The sequence below is a fragment of the Klebsiella variicola genome (assembly GCF_000828055.2).
Taxonomy (GTDB): Bacteria; Pseudomonadota; Gammaproteobacteria; order Enterobacterales; family Enterobacteriaceae; genus Klebsiella; species Klebsiella variicola.
The window spans coordinates 4,201,420-4,220,076 of the sequence record NZ_CP010523.2 but is presented as its reverse complement, the minus strand read 5'-3'; the positions used below and the strand labels follow the sequence as shown (position 1 = coordinate 4,220,076).

18 protein-coding genes, 1 pseudogene and 1 other annotated feature are annotated in these 18,657 nt (G+C 57.1%); of the genes and pseudogenes, 9 read left to right on the top strand and 10 right to left on the bottom strand.

Features of this window, described 5'->3' with window-relative positions; translation table 11 throughout:
- The first annotated feature begins 76 nt into the window (after positions 1-76).
- Entirely contained in the window at positions 77-340 is a 264-nt protein-coding gene (locus SP68_RS19775) for a type B 50S ribosomal protein L31 (RefSeq protein ID WP_008805431.1), read from the top strand.
- Complete coding sequence (ykgO, locus tag SP68_RS19770; RefSeq protein ID WP_002892018.1) at positions 340-480, top strand: type B 50S ribosomal protein L36; 141 nt, start codon at positions 340-342, stop codon at positions 478-480. The genes SP68_RS19775 and ykgO overlap by 1 nt, the downstream gene beginning before the upstream one ends.
- Here ykgO and SP68_RS19765 read toward each other — a convergent pair.
- Positions 477-1,175, bottom strand: a complete 699-nt coding sequence (locus SP68_RS19765; protein ID WP_022066288.1) for a GNAT family N-acetyltransferase — start codon at positions 1,173-1,175, stop codon at positions 477-479. The genes ykgO and SP68_RS19765 overlap by 4 nt on opposite strands.
- A gap of 100 nt (positions 1,176-1,275) precedes the next feature.
- Between SP68_RS19765 and pdxR the strand changes: the two genes are divergently transcribed.
- A complete protein-coding gene (gene pdxR / locus SP68_RS19760; RefSeq protein ID WP_022066287.1) occupies positions 1,276-2,733 on the top strand; it encodes a MocR-like pyridoxine biosynthesis transcription factor PdxR in 1,458 nt (485 codons plus the stop codon).
- Here pdxR and SP68_RS19755 read toward each other — a convergent pair.
- Complete coding sequence (locus SP68_RS19755; RefSeq protein ID WP_008805434.1) at positions 2,702-3,172, bottom strand: YlaC family protein; 471 nt, start codon at positions 3,170-3,172, stop codon at positions 2,702-2,704. The genes pdxR and SP68_RS19755 overlap by 32 nt on opposite strands.
- A gap of 27 nt (positions 3,173-3,199) precedes the next feature.
- Between SP68_RS19755 and SP68_RS28560 the strand changes: the two are divergent.
- Positions 3,200-3,337, top strand: a pseudogene (locus SP68_RS28560) (hypothetical protein); the annotation flags it as partial.
- Here the strand turns inward: SP68_RS28560 and maa are convergent.
- The 5 genes from maa to acrA form a co-directional block, all read right to left on the bottom strand.
- On the bottom strand, positions 3,309-3,875 hold the full coding sequence (gene maa / locus SP68_RS19750) for a maltose O-acetyltransferase (protein ID WP_022066286.1): 567 nt from the start codon (positions 3,873-3,875) through the stop codon (positions 3,309-3,311). The pseudogene SP68_RS28560 and the gene maa overlap by 29 nt on opposite strands.
- Positions 3,876-4,033: 158 nt before the next feature.
- Positions 4,034-4,252 (bottom strand): HHA domain-containing protein, encoded by a 219-nt coding sequence (locus tag SP68_RS19745; protein ID WP_002892050.1) that lies wholly within the window; start codon positions 4,250-4,252, stop codon positions 4,034-4,036.
- Between the two features lie 26 nt (positions 4,253-4,278).
- Entirely contained in the window at positions 4,279-4,653 is a 375-nt protein-coding gene (tomB, locus tag SP68_RS19740) for an Hha toxicity modulator TomB (protein WP_008805436.1), read from the bottom strand.
- 482 nt (positions 4,654-5,135) lie between these two features.
- Positions 5,136-8,282: a multidrug efflux RND transporter permease subunit AcrB gene (gene acrB, locus SP68_RS19735; RefSeq protein WP_008805437.1), complete on the bottom strand. Its 3,147-nt coding sequence runs from the start codon at positions 8,280-8,282 to the stop codon at positions 5,136-5,138.
- A 22-nt stretch (positions 8,283-8,304) separates the two neighbouring features.
- Positions 8,305-9,498 (bottom strand): multidrug efflux RND transporter periplasmic adaptor subunit AcrA, encoded by a 1,194-nt coding sequence (gene acrA / locus SP68_RS19730; protein WP_040973691.1) that lies wholly within the window; start codon positions 9,496-9,498, stop codon positions 8,305-8,307.
- 142 nt (positions 9,499-9,640) lie between these two features.
- Here acrA and acrR point away from each other — a divergent pair, with 142 nt between their 5' ends.
- Positions 9,641-10,291: a multidrug efflux transporter transcriptional repressor AcrR gene (gene acrR / locus SP68_RS19725; protein WP_008805439.1), complete on the top strand. Its 651-nt coding sequence runs from the start codon at positions 9,641-9,643 to the stop codon at positions 10,289-10,291.
- A 129-nt stretch (positions 10,292-10,420) separates the two neighbouring features.
- Positions 10,421-13,768 (top strand): mechanosensitive channel MscK, encoded by a 3,348-nt coding sequence (mscK, locus tag SP68_RS19720; RefSeq protein ID WP_022064847.1) that lies wholly within the window; start codon positions 10,421-10,423, stop codon positions 13,766-13,768.
- Positions 13,769-13,803: 35 nt separating this feature from the next.
- Here the strand turns inward: mscK and SP68_RS19715 are convergent, their stop codons facing one another.
- The 3 genes from SP68_RS19715 to priC form a co-directional block, all read right to left on the bottom strand.
- Positions 13,804-14,703, bottom strand: coding sequence for an Rpn family recombination-promoting nuclease/putative transposase (locus SP68_RS19715; RefSeq protein WP_016160397.1), 900 nt, complete (start codon positions 14,701-14,703; stop codon positions 13,804-13,806).
- A 67-nt stretch (positions 14,704-14,770) separates the two neighbouring features.
- The gene (rsmS, locus tag SP68_RS19710) at positions 14,771-14,944 is read right to left on the bottom strand and encodes a pleiotropic regulatory protein RsmS (protein ID WP_008805442.1); all 174 of its coding nucleotides are present in this window, start codon (positions 14,942-14,944) and stop codon (positions 14,771-14,773) included.
- Between the two features lie 12 nt (positions 14,945-14,956).
- A complete protein-coding gene (priC, locus tag SP68_RS19705) occupies positions 14,957-15,484 on the bottom strand; it encodes a primosomal replication protein N'' (RefSeq protein ID WP_016160398.1) in 528 nt (175 codons plus the stop codon).
- Between the two features lie 69 nt (positions 15,485-15,553).
- On the opposite strand from priC, the gene SP68_RS19700 reads away from it, so the two are divergent.
- The 3 genes from SP68_RS19700 to dnaX all read left to right on the top strand — a co-directional run bounded on the left by SP68_RS19700 (position 15,554) and on the right by dnaX (position 18,633).
- On the top strand, positions 15,554-15,931 hold the full coding sequence (locus SP68_RS19700) for a DUF454 family protein (protein ID WP_008805444.1): 378 nt from the start codon (positions 15,554-15,556) through the stop codon (positions 15,929-15,931).
- A 150-nt stretch (positions 15,932-16,081) separates the two neighbouring features.
- Positions 16,082-16,633, top strand: coding sequence for an adenine phosphoribosyltransferase (gene apt, locus SP68_RS19695; protein WP_012542663.1), 552 nt, complete (start codon positions 16,082-16,084; stop codon positions 16,631-16,633).
- Between the two features lie 92 nt (positions 16,634-16,725).
- Entirely contained in the window at positions 16,726-18,633 is a 1,908-nt protein-coding gene (gene dnaX / locus SP68_RS19690) for a DNA polymerase III subunit gamma/tau (RefSeq protein ID WP_012968809.1), read from the top strand.
- Positions 17,966-18,030 (top strand) — a sequence feature (DnaX frameshifting element). Its footprint overlaps the gene before it by 65 nt.
- Positions 18,634-18,657: the final 24 nt, after the last annotated feature.

The following is an 18,657-nucleotide window of genomic DNA, read 5'->3' as shown; positions in this document are numbered from 1 at the left end:
AATTTGAACATGGTTGATCTTTGTCGTGGAACGGCGTAACTTAAATGTTATGTTATAACATAATGACGAGGTCATCATGAAAGCCCATATCCATCCCCCCTATCGCACGGTGGTGTTTCACGACACCAGCGTTAATGAGTATTTTAAAGTCGGTTCCACCATCCGCACCGATCGCGTGATTGAACTCGACGGCGAAACTTTTCCGTATGTAACGATCGACGTCTCCTCGAAATCGCATCCGTACTACACCGGCAAACAAAAAACCTTCGCCAGCGAGGGCAGCGCGGCCCGGTTCCGTCAGCGCTTCGGCGGCTTTATTGATGCGAAAAGGAAGGCATGATGCAGGTCGTTAACTCATTACGCAGCGCCAAACAGCGCCACCCGGATTGTCAGCTGGTCAAGCGCAAAGGGCGGCTGTACGTTATCTGTAAGAGCAACCCCCGCTTTAAAGCGGTGCAGGGGCGCAAAAAACGTCGTTAACGGAAACTCTCCAGAGTGCGGCGCTGCTGGCCGTCGGCGGTAAAATTGTCGGCGGCCAGCCATTGCCGCATGGCGTTATCCAGCTGCGGCCATTCGCCGTCTATCACCGAAAACCAGTCCGTATCCCGGTTATGTCCTTTGCTCACCAGTGCCTGGCGAAAACGTCCTTCGTACTGAAAACCCAGCCGCCTTGCCGCCCGGCTCGACGGCATATTGAGACTATTACATTTCCATTCATAGCGACGATAACCGAGCGTATCAAACACATACTGCATCAACAGCCAGTGCGCTTCGGTGGCCATAGCCGTTCGGCTCAGCAACGGTGAAAAATGCACATGTCCCACCTCTACCACGCCGTGGGTGGCGTCGATGCGCATTAACGCCAGCGAGCCAACCGCTTTCCCTTGCCGCTGGTCAACGACGGCAAAATGGATCGGGTCTGCCAGCGTGGCGACCTGCTCCACCCAGGCACTGAATTCTGCAAGGTTGCTCTCAGGTTCACGCAGCAGCCACGTCCAGCTGCGGACGTCTGGCGCCAGCTGGTGAGCAGCAAACAGATCGCTGGCATGCGCGAGAGTCAGTGGTTCGAGCCGACAGCGGCTGCCCTGTAAAATCTGCCGTGCTGGCCATGGACGCGGTTGCCAGTCAGGCAGCGCGGCGCCGAGTTCCTGTCCAAACTGATTGTATTCACGCATTGCGGTTTCCTTAGCGGGGTTTTTCAGGCAGCGTACGCGCTCACTGGTTCCATAAAAAGTGCCACAGGCGTATGTTTTTATAGGGCCACGAGGAGATGAGATGAACATACCGGACGATGGTTTTTTTACGCTGGTGACGCAGGGGATACAGCACCGATCGGATGAAACCCTGCAGCGGGCCCTTTACCACACATTGCGCCATGCCATCCTGCAGGGAACTCTGGCGGCCAACTGCCGTTTGCCCGGATCGCGGGTGATGGCCGGACGGCTGCAGCTGTCGCGAAATACGGTCAATGCTGCCCTGGAGCAGCTGGCGCTGGAGGGATACCTGATGCGGAGCCGTCAGGGAACGCAGGTGGTACCGCTCGCCGCCTGCCGCGAAGAGCCCGTGAAGGTGCCGCCCGTCGTGCTGCCTGAACGGCTGCAAGGGCTGCCAGCCGCAATGCGCCGCGACTCTCCGGCGCTGCTGTTTACCCCTGGCATGCCGGCGGTGAACTATTTCCCGTTGCCGCTGTGGCGGCGGCTGATGGATAACGTCTTACGCGACGAGGGCAGCGCACTGCTGGGCTATGGCGAGGCGGCAGGCGACCCCTTGCTGCGGGAGGCTATCGCTCGTCATCTGGCGCTCTCCCGGGGGATCCGTTGCGATATTCGGCAGATTGTCATTACCGAAGGGGCGCTGGAAGGGGTGAACTTATGCGCTTCGCTGTTGACGGATCCAGGCGACAGCGTGTGGGTGGAAGAGCCGGGGTACCTGGGGGCCAGGAGCAGTTTCCAGCGCGCAGGGCTGCGGGTCAGCGGAATGGCGGTCGATGACGAAGGGATGGGGATTGCCAACGGCGTCGCGGAGCCGCCCCGGCTGATCTTCACCTCTCCCTCTCATCAGTATCCCCTCGGGAGCGTCATGAGCGCCGCGCGACGTCTGGCGCTGGTGGAGTACGCCCGCCTGCACGGGGCGTGGATTGTGGAGGATGACTACGACAGCGAGTTTCGCCATAGCGGAGAGCCGATCCCGGCGATGCTGGGGATGGTGCCGGATGCCCCGGTGGTGTATCTCGGTACCTTCAGCAAAACGCTCTTTCCGGCGCTGCGTATTGGCTTCATGGTGATGCCGCCTGCGCTGGCGGATGCCGTTCAGGATGTGATTGGCACGTTGCTGCGTGGAGGACACCGCACGGAACAGCGGGCGCTGGCCAGGTTTATTGAGAAGGGGCACTATGCTCGCCATCTGGCGGCCATGCGTCGCCTGTACCGCAAGCGCCAACAACAGCTGCGTGAGGCACTGGCGCAAGAGATAACCGTGCCATGCGAGGTCCTTGGCGGGGAAGGGGGGCTCCATTTGACAGTCGCAATGGAAGGGTTCGATGACCAGACGATTGCGCAGCAGGCGCGTCAGTTTCAACTGGCGCCTGCCGCGTTAAGTCATTTCTATCTCGACCCGCAGCGGGGGCGGAGCGGGCTGGTGCTGGGATATGGTAATACTTCTGCTTCCCGCTATCCGCTGGCGCTGCGGACGCTAAATCGTCTTATTGTGCAGCACCGGCGCGGGTCAGCGTAAAAACGTCGTAGAAGGAGAGCTCGCCTTTGGTGGCGACCATCTTTTTGAGCTGCGCCTTCTGCTCGCTATCGACATCCGGCGACTGAAGAATACGCTCGATCAGCTGCCGGGGAACAAAGCGGGTGTTATACCATTCCCCGTTGTAGCACACGCGAAAGTCGAGGACATCGATATCTTCATAACGATAGCGCGGATAGACATCAAAGAAGAAAAAGGCGTTGAACAGGATGAACAGCACCACCAGCAACCAGACCGAGTCTACCAGCGTTTCAGAGCGCAGCATGACCACCAGCGTCGCCAGAAACGCGGCATACATGGCAACAAACAGCCCCGGATGGTTGCGGATAAAACTGATGCTAAAACGCGGGCGATTATCGCGTTTTTCCTGAACGTTGAGTTCGTCAATGGTATGAGTTAGCAGGCGTTGTATTTCTGTCATCTTGGTCCCCGAATTCTGCAATGAGCCAGCCGTGCGCACCCGGCGGACCAGGCGTGGCAGGCTTAGCCTGAAGGCTATTTTATGTTGCAATATTCCACGGCGAAAGTAACAGATCAGTTACAGAAAACCATAACAGTTACGGATTTGGTAGCGGAAGGCGCTTAATGATCTGCGCCGGGTTGCCGCCGACAACGGCCCCGGCCGGTACATCTTTGGTGACGACTGCACCGGACGCAATGACCGCATTATCACCAATGATCACCCCGGGATTGATTACCGCCCGCCCACCAATCCACACATTGTGGCCGATGGTCACTGGTTTGCCATATTCCTGGCCGCTGTTACGCGCTTCGGCATCCAGCGGATGGGTGGCGGTATAAATATGGACGCCCGGCGCCAGCATGCAGTTATCGCCAATATGAATAGGGCAGACGTCCAGCATCACGCAGTCAAAATTGGCGTAAAACGCGTTGCCGAGAAAGATATTGTAGCCGTAGTCGCAGCGAAAGCTTGGCTCGATATACGCATCGCCGGCGCGACCGAACAGCTCGGCCAGAATATGCTGACGTTCTTCCTGCGCATCCGGGGAGGAATGATTATAACGGTGTAACAACTGTCTGGCGCGCAGGCGATCGGCGCGAAGCGTTGGGTCGCCAGATAAATAGAGCTCACCGGCGATCATTTTACGTTTTTCTTCACTCATGGGTCTTCCTTATACCTGACTTTAGATGGCCGTAGCAGTATAAAAAAGAAACCGGTTACAGGGTTGCTGTTAGCTGAATGATGTGATGACTATCACAAAGATACCCTGCGGCGGCTGACGCGTATCGTCCGGTCAGCAGACCACATTGTGCGCGTCGATTAGCGGATAAACTTCCAGACTGAGGTCGGGATCTTATCGTACAGCTTATTCATGGTCAGTTCAGCCAGACGATGATCGGCGGCTGAGTAAAATACCGCCAGTTCATTATCAGACAGTTCATATTTATTTTTTTCAATGACGCGCTCCAGCGTGTCAATTGTCTGGCAACGACGTAAGCGCATCAAATAGTCTGTTTTAGTTAATGGCTTATCAGACATAATTCCACCTTTTGATTGTAATAATTCTAACACGAGAGACTGGCCGGGTTTTCCCGGCTGGCGTTGACAAAGCAACGAAATAGTCGATTACCGGATTTTTTCCACTTTTGCAAATCCGTTGAGTTAATGCCGTAGTTACTGAACAAGGTAAAAGTATCGTCCAGATATTCGTCAACCTGAGCGACCAGTTTATTATCCTCAGTGTACTTAATTTTATAATTAAGCGCGAATGTGGCAATGTGCTCGATCAATTCATTTAACTGAAGATTGACAGCCGAAGTCGGGTCGTTGACCCAGCCATGGTTGCTCTCTTCCAGGTTTGCAAGGCAGTCATGATACAGCGTTTCGCAGAGAAAGCGTAGCTGTGCAATATCATGTCTTTTTGGCGAGTATTCGTCCATAACGCATCCCCTTTTGAGTGGTTTAAACGACGACTAACAAACACCGTTGTGGGATGAACACGACTAACCGACCTGACACTAACTGAGTAATCCTGCTGATTTAACTATAATCCACTCTCCAACAGATTTCATCGTGCTATTACGAAAAATTACAATTATCAGAGAGAAATTATCTTAAAAATAGACGAATTAATTTCGCAGGCCCTGGCACACAGCCCGAGAAATAGAGAAGTCTTATCAATCATCGGCTTAAGGCAGGCAGCTGTCGCGTTCAGAAACCGCCGGCCGCGGGCGTTGGTATTAGGATTATTCCTGGTAAATGAGTGTGTAAAGATCATAAGTACCAGGCAATGTGAAAAAATAGCCAGGACCATATCAATATATATTAAATGCAGTGTGAAAAATAAACAATGGCAATATGTGCCCTGTTGCGACGGACAAAAAAAGGGCCGCGAAGGCGGCCCTTTGTTCAAGTGTGACGATTAATGATGCTCAACCTGATGGCTGTGCTCAATATCTTCCGATTTCTTGCTAAAGCGGCGACGAACCACCACGAAGAACACTGGCACGAAGAAGATGGCCAGAATCGTCGCGGTCACCATCCCGCCCATTACGCCAGTACCGACGGCGTTCTGCGCGCCGGAGCCGGCACCCGAGCTGATCACCAGCGGCATAACGCCGAGGATAAACGCCAGGGAGGTCATCAGGATCGGACGCAGACGCATACGCACTGCTTCAAGCGTTGCCTCAATTAGCCCTTTACCCTCTTTCTCCATCAGGTCTTTGGCGAATTCAACGATCAATATCGCGTTCTTCGCCGACAGGCCGATGGTGGTCAACAGGCCCACCTGGAAGTAAACGTCGTTGGTTAAACCGCGGAAGGTAGCGGCTAACAGCGCACCGACCACACCCAGCGGAACGACCAGCATGACCGAGAACGGAATTGACCAGCTCTCATACAGCGCTGCCAGACACAGGAAGACGACAATCAGCGAAATGGCATACAGGGCAGGGGCCTGGTTGCCGGACAGTCGTTCCTGATAAGACATCCCGGTCCAGTCGTAGCCGATACCGGAAGGCAGTTTACCCGCCAGCTCTTCCATCAGGCTCATCGCCTCACCGGTACTCTTGCCTGGCGCTGCCTGGCCGAGAATTTCCAGCGACGGCAGGCCGTTGTAGCGTTCCAGACGCGGTGAACCGTATTCCCAACGCGAAGTAGAGAAGGCGGAGAACGGCACCATCTGACCATCGCTGCCGCGAACATACCACTTGCCGATGTCTTCCGGCAGCATACGGTATTTCGCTTCAGACATGATGTACACTTTCTTCACGCGGCCGCGGTCGATAAAGTCGTTGACATAGCTCCCGCCCCAGGCCGCGCCCAGCGTGGTGTTAATGTCGCTGATGGAGACGCCCAGCGCCTGGGCTTTTTCCTGATCGATATCGATTTTAAACTGCGGTGTATCTTCCAGGCCGTTAGGGCGCACGCCGGTCAGCACGTCAGGGTGCTGCGCCACCATGCCAAACAGCTGGTTACGCGCCTGGGTCAGTTTTTCGTGGCCCAGACCGCCCTGGTCAATGAGCTGGAAGTCAAAGCCGGTCGCGGTACCCAGTTCAACGATAGCTGGCAGGTTAAAGGCGAACACCATCGCATCTTTAATCTGCGAGAAGTAGCCCATCGCCCGGCCGGTGATCGCTTCAACTTTGTTTTCCTCACCTGGACGCTGGCTCCAGTCTTTCAGCGAGACGAACGCGATGCCGGTGTTCTGGCCGCGGCCGGCGAAGCCGAAGCCGTTAACCGCAAACACGGATTCCACGTTGTCCTTCTCTTTGGTGAGATAGTAATTCGTCATCTCATCCAGCACTTTCTGCGTACGCTCCTGGGTGGCGCCGGCAGGCAGCTGCGCCATGCTCAGGAATACCCCCTGGTCCTCGTCCGGCAGGAACGAGCTCGGCAGACGGACGAACAGCCACGCCATGCCCACCACGATGATCAGATACAGGACCAGATAACGACCGGTGCTGCGCAGAATGTTGCCTACGCTGTCGGTGTAGTGGTGCGTGCTCTTATCGAACATGCGGTTAAACCAACCGAAGAAACCGGTGGTCGCGCCATGGCTGCCTTTCTGAATAGGCTTCAGCATGGTGGCGCACAGCGCTGGCGTCAGGATCAACGCCACCAGTACCGACAGCGCCATCGCAGAAACGATGGTGATGGAGAACTGGCGATAGATGGCCCCGGTTGAACCGCCGAAGAACGCCATCGGGATAAATACCGCCGACAGCACCATGGCGATACCGACCAGCGCGCCCTGGATCTGTCCCATCGATTTACGCGTCGCTTCTTTCGGCGGCAGACCCTCTTCCGCCATCACGCGTTCGACGTTCTCAACTACCACGATGGCGTCATCCACCAACAGGCCGATGGCGAGCACCATCCCGAACATCGTCAGGGTGTTTATCGAGAAGCCAAACGCCGCCAACACCGCGAAGGTGCCTAACAGGACTACCGGTACGGCGATGGTCGGGATCAGCGTGGCGCGGAAGTTCTGCAGGAACAGATACATGACCAGGAACACCAGGATGATCGCTTCCACCAGCGTTTTAACCACTTCGTGAATAGAGATTTTCACGAACGGGGTGGTGTCATACGGGTAAACGATCTTCATCCCCGACGGGAAAAACGGCTCCATCTTCGCCAGTTCTGCACGGATAGCGTTGGCGGTATCCAGCGCGTTCGCGCCGGTAGCCAGTTTAATACCCAGACCCGATGCTGGCTGGCCGTTAAACTTCGCCACTACGTCATAGCTTTCGCCGCCCAGCTCAATTTTGGCGACATCGCGCAGACGAACCTGGGAACCGTCCTGGTTCACCTTCAGCAGAATGTTGCCAAACTCTTCGGTATTGGTCAGACGGGTTTGCGCGATGATCGAGGCGTTAAGCTGCTGGCCTTTCACCGGCGGCGTACCGCCTAACTGACCCGCGGCCACCTGGGCGTTCTGCGCTTTCAGGGCGCTGATCACGTCCACCGGCGTCAGCTGGAAGTTGTTCAGTTTGTTCGGATCCATCCAGATACGCATCGCGTACTGGGAACCGAACAGCTGAACGTCGCCGACACCGCTGGTACGGCTGATCGGGTCCTTCATGTTGGCCGCCACGTAGTCCGAAATATCGTCCTGGTTCATGGTGCCGTTGGTGTTAATAACGCCGACAACCATCAGGAAGCTGCTGGACGCTTTCTCAACGCTAATCCCTTGCTGCTGTACTTCTTGCGGCAGCAGAGGTGTCGCCAGCGCCAGCTTGTTCTGAACCTGAACCTGGGCAATATCCGGATCGGTACCTGATTCGAAGGTCAGGGTGATGGTCGCCGTACCGGTGGAGTCGCCATTGGAGGACATGTACATCAGGTGGTCGATACCGTTCATATTCTGTTCGATAACCTGAGTCACGGTGTTCTGCACAGTTTCGGCGTCAGCACCGGGGTACATGGCGGTAATGGAAATTGCTGGCGGCGCAATCGTCGGATATTGCGCTACCGGCAATTTGAGGATCGATAATCCCCCAGCCAGCATGATGATGATGGCGATCACCCATGCAAATATGGGGCGATCGATAAAGAAATTAGGCATGTCTTAACGGCTCCTGTTTAAGTTAAGACTTGGTTTGTTCTGATGGCGCGTTGCCTGCGGCTTGCTGTTTATCATCAGAAGCTACTTCCTGCGCTTTTACCTGCACGCCTGGTTTGATTTTTTGCAGGCCGGTGACGATAACGCGATCGCCAGTTTTCAGACCGCCAGTGACCAGCCATTTATCGCCAATCGCCTGAGAAGCAGTGACCTGGCGGACTTCGACTTTATCGCCTTCCCCGACCACCATGACGCTGGCGTCGCCGCGCGGCGTACGGGTAACACCCTGTTGCGGTACCAGCAGGGCGTCAGGGTTAACCCCTTCTTCCAGACGGGCACGCACAAACATCCCCGGTAGCAGGGTGTGGTCCGGGTTCGGGAAAATCGCGCGCAGCGTGATAGAGCCGGTGGTCTGATCGACGGTGACATCCGAAAATTCCAGCGTGCCGGCCTGCGGATACTTAAGACCGTCATTCGTCACCAGCTCCACTTTCGCTTTGCCGTTTTCCTGTTTCAGGCGGCCATCGGCCAGCTCCTGTTTCAGGCGCAGGAAATCATTGCTCGACTGGGTGACGTCAACATAGATCGGATCCAGCTGCTGAACAGTTGCCAGGGCAGTCGTTTGACCATTCTGCACCAGCGCCCCTTCGGTCACCGCGGATTTACCAATCCGGCCGCTGATCGGCGAGGTGACTTTGGTGTAGGCCAGATTGATGCGCGCGGTTTCCACGGCCGCTTTCGCTGCGACCACGGCCGCATTGCTCTGCTGTGCCGTCGCGACGGCGGTATCGTAGTCTTGTTGACTAATATATTTAGTGCCTAACAGTTTCTGATAACGCTTGACCGTCAGTTGATCCATGTTCGCTGCCGCCTGGGCTTTTGCCAGGTCGCCTTTGGCGCTGTCATAGCTGGCCTGATAGGTGGCGGGATCGATCTGATACAGGGAAACGCCGGCCTGGATGTCGCTACCTTCCACGAAGTTACGTTTTAAAATAATGCCACTGACCTGAGGACGGACTTCCGCAATGCGATAGGCGCTGGTGCGGCCTGGCAGTTCGGTGGTTATTTGTAGAGGTGCGGATTTGAGCGTCACAATACCGACTTCCGGCATGTGCTGGGCTCCTTGTTGAGCCGGTTTATCGTCACATCCTGTTAGCGCTAAGCTGCCTGAGAGCATCAGAACGACCGCCAGAGGCGTTAACCCTCTGTTTTTGTTCATATGTAAACCTCGAGTGTCCAATTTCAAAATGTTCAGTGGCTCAAACAACCACAAACCCACTACAGTCTTTCTATTATGGTCATGCTATGGTACATACATTCACAAATGTATGTAAACGTAACCTCTGTAAAGTCATTAACCTATGGCACGAAAAACCAAACAACAGGCACGTGAAACCCGGCAACTGATTCTGGATGTTGCTCTGCGTCTGTTTTCGCAGCAAGGCGTATCATCTACCTCGTTGGCAACAATTGCAAAAGCTGCGGGTGTAACGAGGGGGGCTATCTACTGGCATTTCAAGAATAAATCAGATTTATTCAACGAAATTTGGGAGCTGTCAGACGCCAGTATTAGCGATCTCGAAATTGAGTATCGGGCAAAATTCCCCAACGATCCACTCTCAGTTATCAGGGAGATATTAGTCTATGTTCTTGAAGCGACAGTGACAGAGGAACGTCGACGATTAATGATGGAGATTATCTATCATAAGTGTGAGTTTGTCGGTGAGATGACCGTGGTGCAGCAGGCCCAGCGGCAGCTCTCCCTGGCGAGCTACGAGCGTATCGAGCAGACCTTAAAAGAGTGCATCGCCGCGAAGCTGTTGCCCGCCAATTTACTCACCCGGCGGGCGGCCGTGTTAATGCGCAGCTACCTTTCCGGCCTGATGGAAAACTGGCTGTTTGCCCCTGACTCGTTCGACCTGCATGCGGAAGCGCGCGACTACGTCGCCATCCTGCTGGAGATGTATCAGTTCTGTCCCACGCTACGCGGCCCGGAGAGCCTGACAGCTTAACGTTAGCGCGCGGATGAACGTGAATTTTTAGCGCCGTCCGCCGCTATTCGCCAGCGAAGAGAAGTGCTATTCTGCGCGCTTGCGACGACCCCCGGTATTCTCCGGCATTTGCATTCATTCATATTAACTATGCTGCACACGATCTCCAGGCAACGCGCCACGTTTATCTTTTTCATTACGCTGCTCTGCTTTATTGGCCTTTTCAGCCCAGTCCAGGGCCGCGCCGCGGACCTCCCTGACCGGGCAGAGGTGCAGAGCCAGCTCAATACGTTAAACAAGCAAAAAGAACTGACTCCCCAGGACAAACTGGTCCAGCAGGATTTGACCCAGACGCTGGAAACGCTGGATAAAATCGAGCGCATCAAAAGCGAGACGGCACAGCTGCGTCAGCAGGTCGAGCAAGCCCCGGCGAAGCTGCGCCAGGCGGTGGATAGTCTCAACAACCTGAGCGAGGTCCCTGACGACGCCGCCACGCGCAAAACGCTCAGTACGCTCTCTCTGCGTCAACTGGAGTCACGCGTCACCCAGACGCTGGACGATCTGCAGAATGCGCAAAACGATCTGGCGACCTATAACAGCCAGCTGGTTTCCCTGCAAACGCAGCCGGAACGTGTGCAGAACGCGATGTATAACGCCTCCCAACAGTTGCAGCAGATCCGCAATCGGCTGAATGGCACCTCGGTGGGCGACGAGACGCTGCGCCCGACCCAGCAGGTGCTGTTGCAGGCTCAACAGGCGCTGCTCAACGCGCAGATTGAGCAGCAGCGCAAGAGCCTCGAAGGCAACACCGTCCTGCAGGATACCCTGCAGAAGCAGCGTGACTACGTCACCGCCTGGAGCAACCGGCTGGAGCATCAGCTGCAGCTGCTGCAGGAGGCGGTGAACAGCAAGCGGCTTACGCTGACGGAGAAAACCGCCCAGGAGGCGGTCACCCCGGATGAAACCACGCGAATTCAGGCCAATCCGCTGGTCAAGCAGGAGCTGGATATTAACCATCAGCTCAGCGAGAAGCTGATCCAGGCGACGGAGAACGGTAACCAGCTGGTGCAGCGCAATATCCAGGTGAAGAACTGGCTCGACCGCGCGCTGCAGTCTGAACGGGATATTAAAGAGCAAATTTCAGTTCTGCGGGGGAGCCTGCTGCTGTCGCGCATTCTTTATCAGCAACAGCAGACGCTGCCGTCGGCGGACGAACTGCAGGATATGACCAACCGCATCGCCGACCTGCGGCTCGAGCAGTTTGAGGTGAACCAGCAGCGCGACGCGCTGTTCCAGAGCGACGCCTTTGTCGCCAAACTGGAGGAGGGGCACAGCAGCGAAGTGAACGATGAAGTCCACGCCGCGCTACTGGAAGTGATCGACATGCGCCGCGAACTGCTTGACCAGTTCAACAAACAGCTGGGGAACCAGCTGATGATGGCCATCAACCTGCAGATCAACCAGCAGCAGTTGATGAGCGTCTCGAGCAGTCTGAAGGAAATTCTGACCCAACAAATTTTCTGGGTGAACAGCAATAAACCGATGGACTGGGAGTGGATTAAGGCCTTCCCGGAAGCGCTGAAAGGTCAGTTTAAGGCGATGAAAATCACCGTGAACTGGGAAAAAGCGTGGCCCGCGGTGTTTATCGCTTTCCTGGCCGGTTTACCATTGCTGCTGATTGCCGGCCTGATCCGCTGGCGTCTGCAGTGGCTGAAGGATTATCAGGCTAAGCTTGCTTCCCAGGTGGGGCAGCTGCGCAACGATACCCAGCTGCATACGCCAAAGGCGATCCTGATCGACCTGATTCGGGCCTTGCCGGTGGTGCTGGTAATTTTGGCGATTGGCCTGATCTTACTCACCATGCAGCTTAATATCAGCGGACTGCTGTGGGCGTACAGTAAAAAGCTGGCCATGTTCTGGCTGGTCTTTGGTCTGTGCTGGAAAGTGCTGGAAAAGAACGGCGTGGCGGTCAGCCACTTCAATATGCCTGCGCAGTTGACCAGCCACTGGCGGCGACAAATTGTTCGCGTCAGCCTCGCGTTGCTGCCGCTGAATTTCTGGTCGGTGATTTCCGAGCTGTCGCCACTGAACCTGATGGACGACGTGCTGGGGCAGTTTGTGATTTTCTTCAATCTGCTGCTGATTGCCGTGCTGGTCTGGCCGATGTGTCGGGAAAGCTGGCGTGATAAAGAATCACACAGCCTGCGCCTGCTGACGATCACCGTGCTGTCTATTGTCCCGGTAGCCCTGATGGTGCTGACGGCGACCGGTTACTTCTACACCACGCTGCGCCTGGCGGGACGCTGGATCGAGACCGTGTATCTGGTGATGATCTGGAACCTGCTGTACCAGACCGTGCTGCGCGGTCTGAGCGTGGCGGCGCGACGTATCGCCTGGCGCCGGGCGCTGGCGCGCCGTCAGCATCTGGTGAAGGAGGGTGCGGAAGGCGCCGAGCCGCAGGAGGAGCCGACTATCGCTCTCGAGCAGGTCAACCAGCAGACGCTGCGCATCACCATGCTGGTGATGATCGCGCTGTTCGCGGTCATGTTCTGGGCGATTTGGTCTGATCTGATCACCGTTTTCGCCTATCTCGACAGCATTACCCTCTGGCACTACAACGGTACCGAAGCGGGGGCCAGCGTGGTGCGCAGCGTCACGATGGGCAGTCTGCTGTTTGCCATTGTGGCGTCGATGGTCGCCTGGGCGCTAATACGCAACCTGCCGGGTCTGCTGGAGGTGCTGGTTCTCTCGCGTCTCAATATGCGTCAGGGCACCTCCTACGCCATCACCACCATTCTTAACTATGCGATTATCGCCATCGGTGCGATGACGGTGTTCGGGTCGCTGGGCGTCTCCTGGGATAAACTACAATGGCTGGCGGCCGCGCTGTCGGTTGGTTTAGGTTTTGGCCTGCAGGAGATCTTCGGTAACTTCGTTTCCGGTCTGATTATTCTGTTCGAGCGTCCAGTGCGCATTGGGGATACGGTAACCATCGGCACCTTCTCCGGTACGGTAAGCAAAATCCGTATCCGCGCGACCACCATCACCGACTTCGATCGCAAAGAGGTAATTATCCCGAACAAGGCGTTCGTTACCGAGCGCTTGATCAACTGGTCGCTCTCCGACACCGTGACCCGGGTGGTGATCCGCCTCGGCGTCGCCTATGGCTCCGATCTGGATAAAGTGAAAGAGGTGCTGCTGAAGGCCGCGCACGATCATCCGAAAGTGATGCAGGAGCCGGCGCCAGCGGTTTTCTTCACCACCTTCGGGGCCAGTACGCTGGATCATGAACTGCGTCTGTATGTTCGTGAACTGCGCGATCGCAGCTACACGGTGGATGAGCTCAACCGCGCCATCGACCGCCTGTGCCGGGAGAATGACATTAACATTGCCTTTAACCAGCTGGAAGTTCATCTGCGCAATGAAAAAGGCGATGAAGTCACCGAAGTGAAGCGGGACGGGAAGGGGGACGATCTGGTGCCCACCACCGCGTCCTGATCGAAGAGGGGCGGCGCAAAGCCGCCCCTGCTGCTTCAGGGTGCCAGCGCGGCGAGTTCTTCATCGCTGAGCCCGGTGAGCTCCTGCACGGTTTGACGTTCGAGGCCGCGCGCCAACATTCTGGCGGCGATGCTGCGGGTGGCTTCCTGCTCACCCTCTTGCTGTCCCTGTTTACGGCCTTTTTCTTCCAGCCATTCGGCAATGGTCATCATCAGCTCCTTATGCCTGGGCGACTGCGCCGCCAGCGTGCGGATCAGCGCCCCCGGATGTTCCGTAGTTCCCGCCTGCAACATATAGCGCAGCAGCGTATTCAGCTGCGCTTCGGTCAGATAGCCTTGCGTCATCAGCGCAATCAGCGGCACCTGCAGCTCGGCCAGATCGCGATGGCGGATATGCTTTTGCAGCAGCTCCAGCATGGCCATCCGCCGATGACGGGCGATCTGATTATCTGGCATTACGGTGAGGTCCACCAGCGGAAAATCATTGCTATAGAGCGTCTTCGCCAGCGCCGGATCGGCGAATAGCTGTTGCCAGTTGCGGGCCCAGGGCCAGGGGCTCACTTTGCCGTGATAAAACAGAATGGGCACCACCAGCGGCAGCGTGTCGTGGCCGGCGTCCAGATGACGCTGCATGGCGGCCAGCGCATAGCGCAGCAGGCGAAATGCCATCAGCTTGTCCGGGGTACTCTGGTGCTCAATCAGCGCGTACACATAGCCCGGTCCATGACGCGTGCGCAGTGAGTAAAGGATATCGGAATAGCTGGCGCGCAGGTCCTCTTCAACAAAGCTGCCGGAGACCAGCTGCAGCGAATCCAGTTCGCAGATCGCCAGAAACGGCGCGGGGAGATACAACTGCAAAAAATCCTTCGCGACCGCCTGATGCATGAGCATCTGGCGAAACACCGCGTCGTGTGGGGTTTGACTGACTTTTTCCATCAATATTGTCTCCAGTGGCGTCATGCGCAGAGGACCAGACTGCCAGCACACTGCCGGAGACAACATCCTACTTCTCTGGGTTTTGCGACCCGCTTTCCGCGTTTTTTAACTTGTTTGCATAATCCCGCCTGACAATTTCCAGCGCGCCCAGCACGGTTTGCGCCGGGATCTGATGTGATTCCAGCAACATGATTAAATCGACGGCCAGTTTGACCTCATCGGATGCATTTTCCAGCGACATCGGGCTCTCCTGTTAGCGCGTCAGCCGCGCCAGTACGTTTTCAATCTTGTCCAGTGCCTGTCGGCAGCGCGCCAACCGGCCGCTGTAGGCTTCAACTTCTTTCCCCAGCCGCTGCTGCTCGTCAAGGCTGGTCGCCTGCGCCAGCTGACGCTGACGTTGGTCGCGCATCGCCAGCAGGCGGCGCTCATACTCCTGATGCTGCAGGCGACGGCGCTGCCAGCGGCTCAGCGTTGGCGACGCGTGGTCCCAACTGCGCAAGGACCAGGTGGCGGTTTCACGACGCAGCGCGGCGATTTGCGCCGCCAGACGCTCGGCAATCCAGACCACCTGCGGCAGCTGCTGGCGCTCGACGGCCTGGCTCAGTTGGGAAAAGTTTTGCCGGGCTTCCGCCAGATAGTCCTGCATCAGCGTGCTGCGGGTATGAAAGAGCTGACGGTCAAAGCGTGGGCTCAGGGTCGCGTGCTCCGCCAGCGGCGCCACCAGCGCGGCCAGCTCGCTGAGCTGATCGTTCAGCGTTTGTAAAAGTTGAGCTGTTTTCACCACACCTCTCCATTCCCTTCCAGCCAACTGTGCTACAGTAGCCTCATCTGTTTGATAACGATTCGCATTATGCCACCTGTTATTCTAACCATTATCGGCTGGCTGGCGGTAGCGCTGGGTACGCTGGGCATCTTCTTACCGTTGCTGCCGACGACGCCGTTTATTCTGCTCGCCGCCTGGTGCTTTGCCCGCTCATCGCCGCGCTTTCACCAGTGGCTGCTGTATCGCTCCTGGTTTGGCGGCTATCTTCGCCATTGGCAGCAGTACCGCGCGATGCCTCGCGGCGCCAAACCGCGCGCCATTGCGATGATCGTAGTGACTTTTGCTATTTCGCTGTGGCTGGTTAAGCTTACGTGGGTGCGCATCATGCTGTTGGTCATTCTGGCCTGCCTGCTGATCTTTATGTGGCGCATTCCGGTGGTTGACGCAAAGCAACAAAAGCACTGATGCGCAATAATGCCTGTTGCAATTGTTGCTGACAGCCAGTAAATTCTGGCGTTTTCGAGCGCGGGCAAGCCTGGTCAAAGGTTAAACAAATGTTTCTTTGGCCCCTTTTGCACGCCCGTGGGTAACACCGTTTCAATCAGGCATACACTTATGACCGCAACTGCACAGCAGCTTGAATATCTGAAGAACAGCATCCAGAGTATCGAGGATTATCCAAAACCTGGCATTCTTTTCCGCGATGTCACCAGCTTACTGGAAGACCCGAAGGCCTACGCGCTTAGCATTGAACTGCTGACCGAGCGCTACAAAGACGCGGGTATTACCAAAGTGGTAGGGACTGAGGCGCGTGGCTTCCTGTTCGGCGCCCCGGTTGCGCTGGCGCTGGGCGTGGGCTTTGTTCCGGTTCGCAAGCCGCGTAAGTTGCCGCGTGAAACCATTGCCGAGAGCTATGAGCTGGAGTATGGCACCGATCAGCTGGAGATCCACGTTGATGCGATCAAACCGGGCGACAAGGTGCTGGTGGTGGACGATCTGCTGGCGACCGGCGGCACCATCGACGCGACGGTCAAACTGATCCGCCGTCTCGGCGGCGAAGTGCACGATGCCGCTTTCATTATCAACCTCTTCGATCTGGGCGGCGAACAGCGCCTGGAGAAGCTGGGGATCCACTGCTACAGCCTGGTGCCGTTCCCGGGCCACTAAGCAAATCCCTCCACATAGCCTCGCCGATCGGGCGGGGCTGTGATAGCATGACCCCTTCGTGATTTCACCTTCCAGCGTTTCAGAGCCAGCCCATGAGTTATCAGGTCTTAGCCCGTAAATGGCGCCCACAAACCTTTGCTGACGTCGTCGGCCAGGAACATGTGCTGACCGCACTGGCGAACGGCTTGTCGTTAGGGCGCATTCATCACGCTTATCTCTTTTCCGGTACCCGCGGGGTCGGTAAGACCTCCATCGCCCGTCTGCTGGCGAAAGGGTTAAACTGTGAAACCGGCATCACCGCCACCCCCTGCGGCGTGTGCGATAACTGCCGGGAAATTGAACAGGGGCGTTTTGTCGATCTGATTGAGATTGACGCCGCCTCGCGCACCAAAGTCGAAGATACCCGCGACCTGCTGGATAACGTCCAGTACGCGCCGGCCCGCGGCCGCTTTAAGGTCTATCTCATCGACGAAGTCCATATGTTGTCGCGCCACAGCTTCAACGCGTTATTAAAAACGCTGGAGGAGCCGCCAGCACACGTCAAATTCCTGCTGGCGACGACGGATCCGCAGAAGCTGCCGGTGACGATCTTATCCCGCTGCCTGCAGTTCCATCTCAAAGCCCTGGATGTTGAACAGATCCGCCATCAGCTGGAGCATATTCTTGGCGAAGAGCAGATTGCCTTTGAGCCCCGCGCGCTGCAGCTCTTGTCGCGGGCAGCCGACGGCAGCCTGCGCGATGCCTTAAGCCTGACCGATCAGGCGATTGCCAGTGGAGAAGGACAGCTGACGGCCGCATCGGTGAGCACCATGCTCGGCACCCTTGATGACGATCAGGCGCTGTCGCTGATTGAAGCGCTGGTCGCTGCCGACGGCGAGCGGGTGATGGCGGGCGTCAATGACGCCGCCGCACGCGGCGTCGAGTGGGAGGCGCTGTTGGTGGAGATGCAGAGCCTGCTGCACCGCATCGCCATGGTACAGCTGTCGCCTTCGGCGCTGGGCGCCGATATGGCCACGGTCGAAGTGCGGATGCGCGAACTGGCGCGAACCGTACCGCCGGGTGACGTTCAGCTTTACTACCAAACGCTGCTGATGGGCCGCAAAGAGCTGCCTTATGCGCCGGACCGGCGAATGGGCGTCGAAATGACGCTGCTCCGCGCGCTGGCGTTTCATCCGCGTAAGCCGCTGCCAGAGCCGGAAGTGCAGCCAGCACAGACCGCCGCGCCCGCGCCGCGTCAGCCGGTTGCCCCCGCTGCGCCGCCGCAGCAGCCGTCGCAGAGTTTGCCGCCGACCACCAGCCAGGTGCTGGCGGCCCGCAGCCACCTGCAGCGCAGCCAGGGAGCAACCACTCCAAAAAAGAGTGAACCGGCAGCCGCTTCCCGCGCGCGGCCGGTGAATAACGCTGCGCTGGAGCGACTGAGTTCGATTACCGAGCGCGTCCAGGCTCGTCCGGCGGCGGCTGCCCTTGAGCAGGCCCCGGCGAAGAAAGAGGCCTATCGCTGGAAGGCGACGACAGTGGTTGAAGAGGCCAAAGTCGAAGTCGCGACGCCAAAAGCGCTGAAAAAAGCGCTGGAGCATGAGAAGACGCCGGAGCTGGCGGCCAAGCTCGCCGAAGAAGCGGTCGAGCGCGACAGCTGGGCGGCGGAAGTGAGCCGGCTGGCGGTACCTAAGCTGGTCGAGCAGGTGGCGCTCAACGCGTGGAAAGAGCAGGAGGGCAGCCGCGTCTGTCTGCATCTGCGCCCCAGCCAGCGTCACCTCAATTCCACCGGAGCGCAGCAAAAGCTGGCTGAAGCGCTGGGGGTGTTGTACGGTACGCCGGTTGAATTGACCATCGTGGAAGATGATAATCCCGCGATGCGTACGCCGCTGGAGTGGCGGCAGGCTATTTATGAAGAAAAGCTCGCGCAGGCGCGCGAAGCCATTATCGCGGATAATAACATTCAGACCCTGCGTCGTTTCTTCGACGCCGATCTGGATGAAGAGAGTATCCGCCCCATTTGAACGCCAGTCTGACTGGCATTCAGT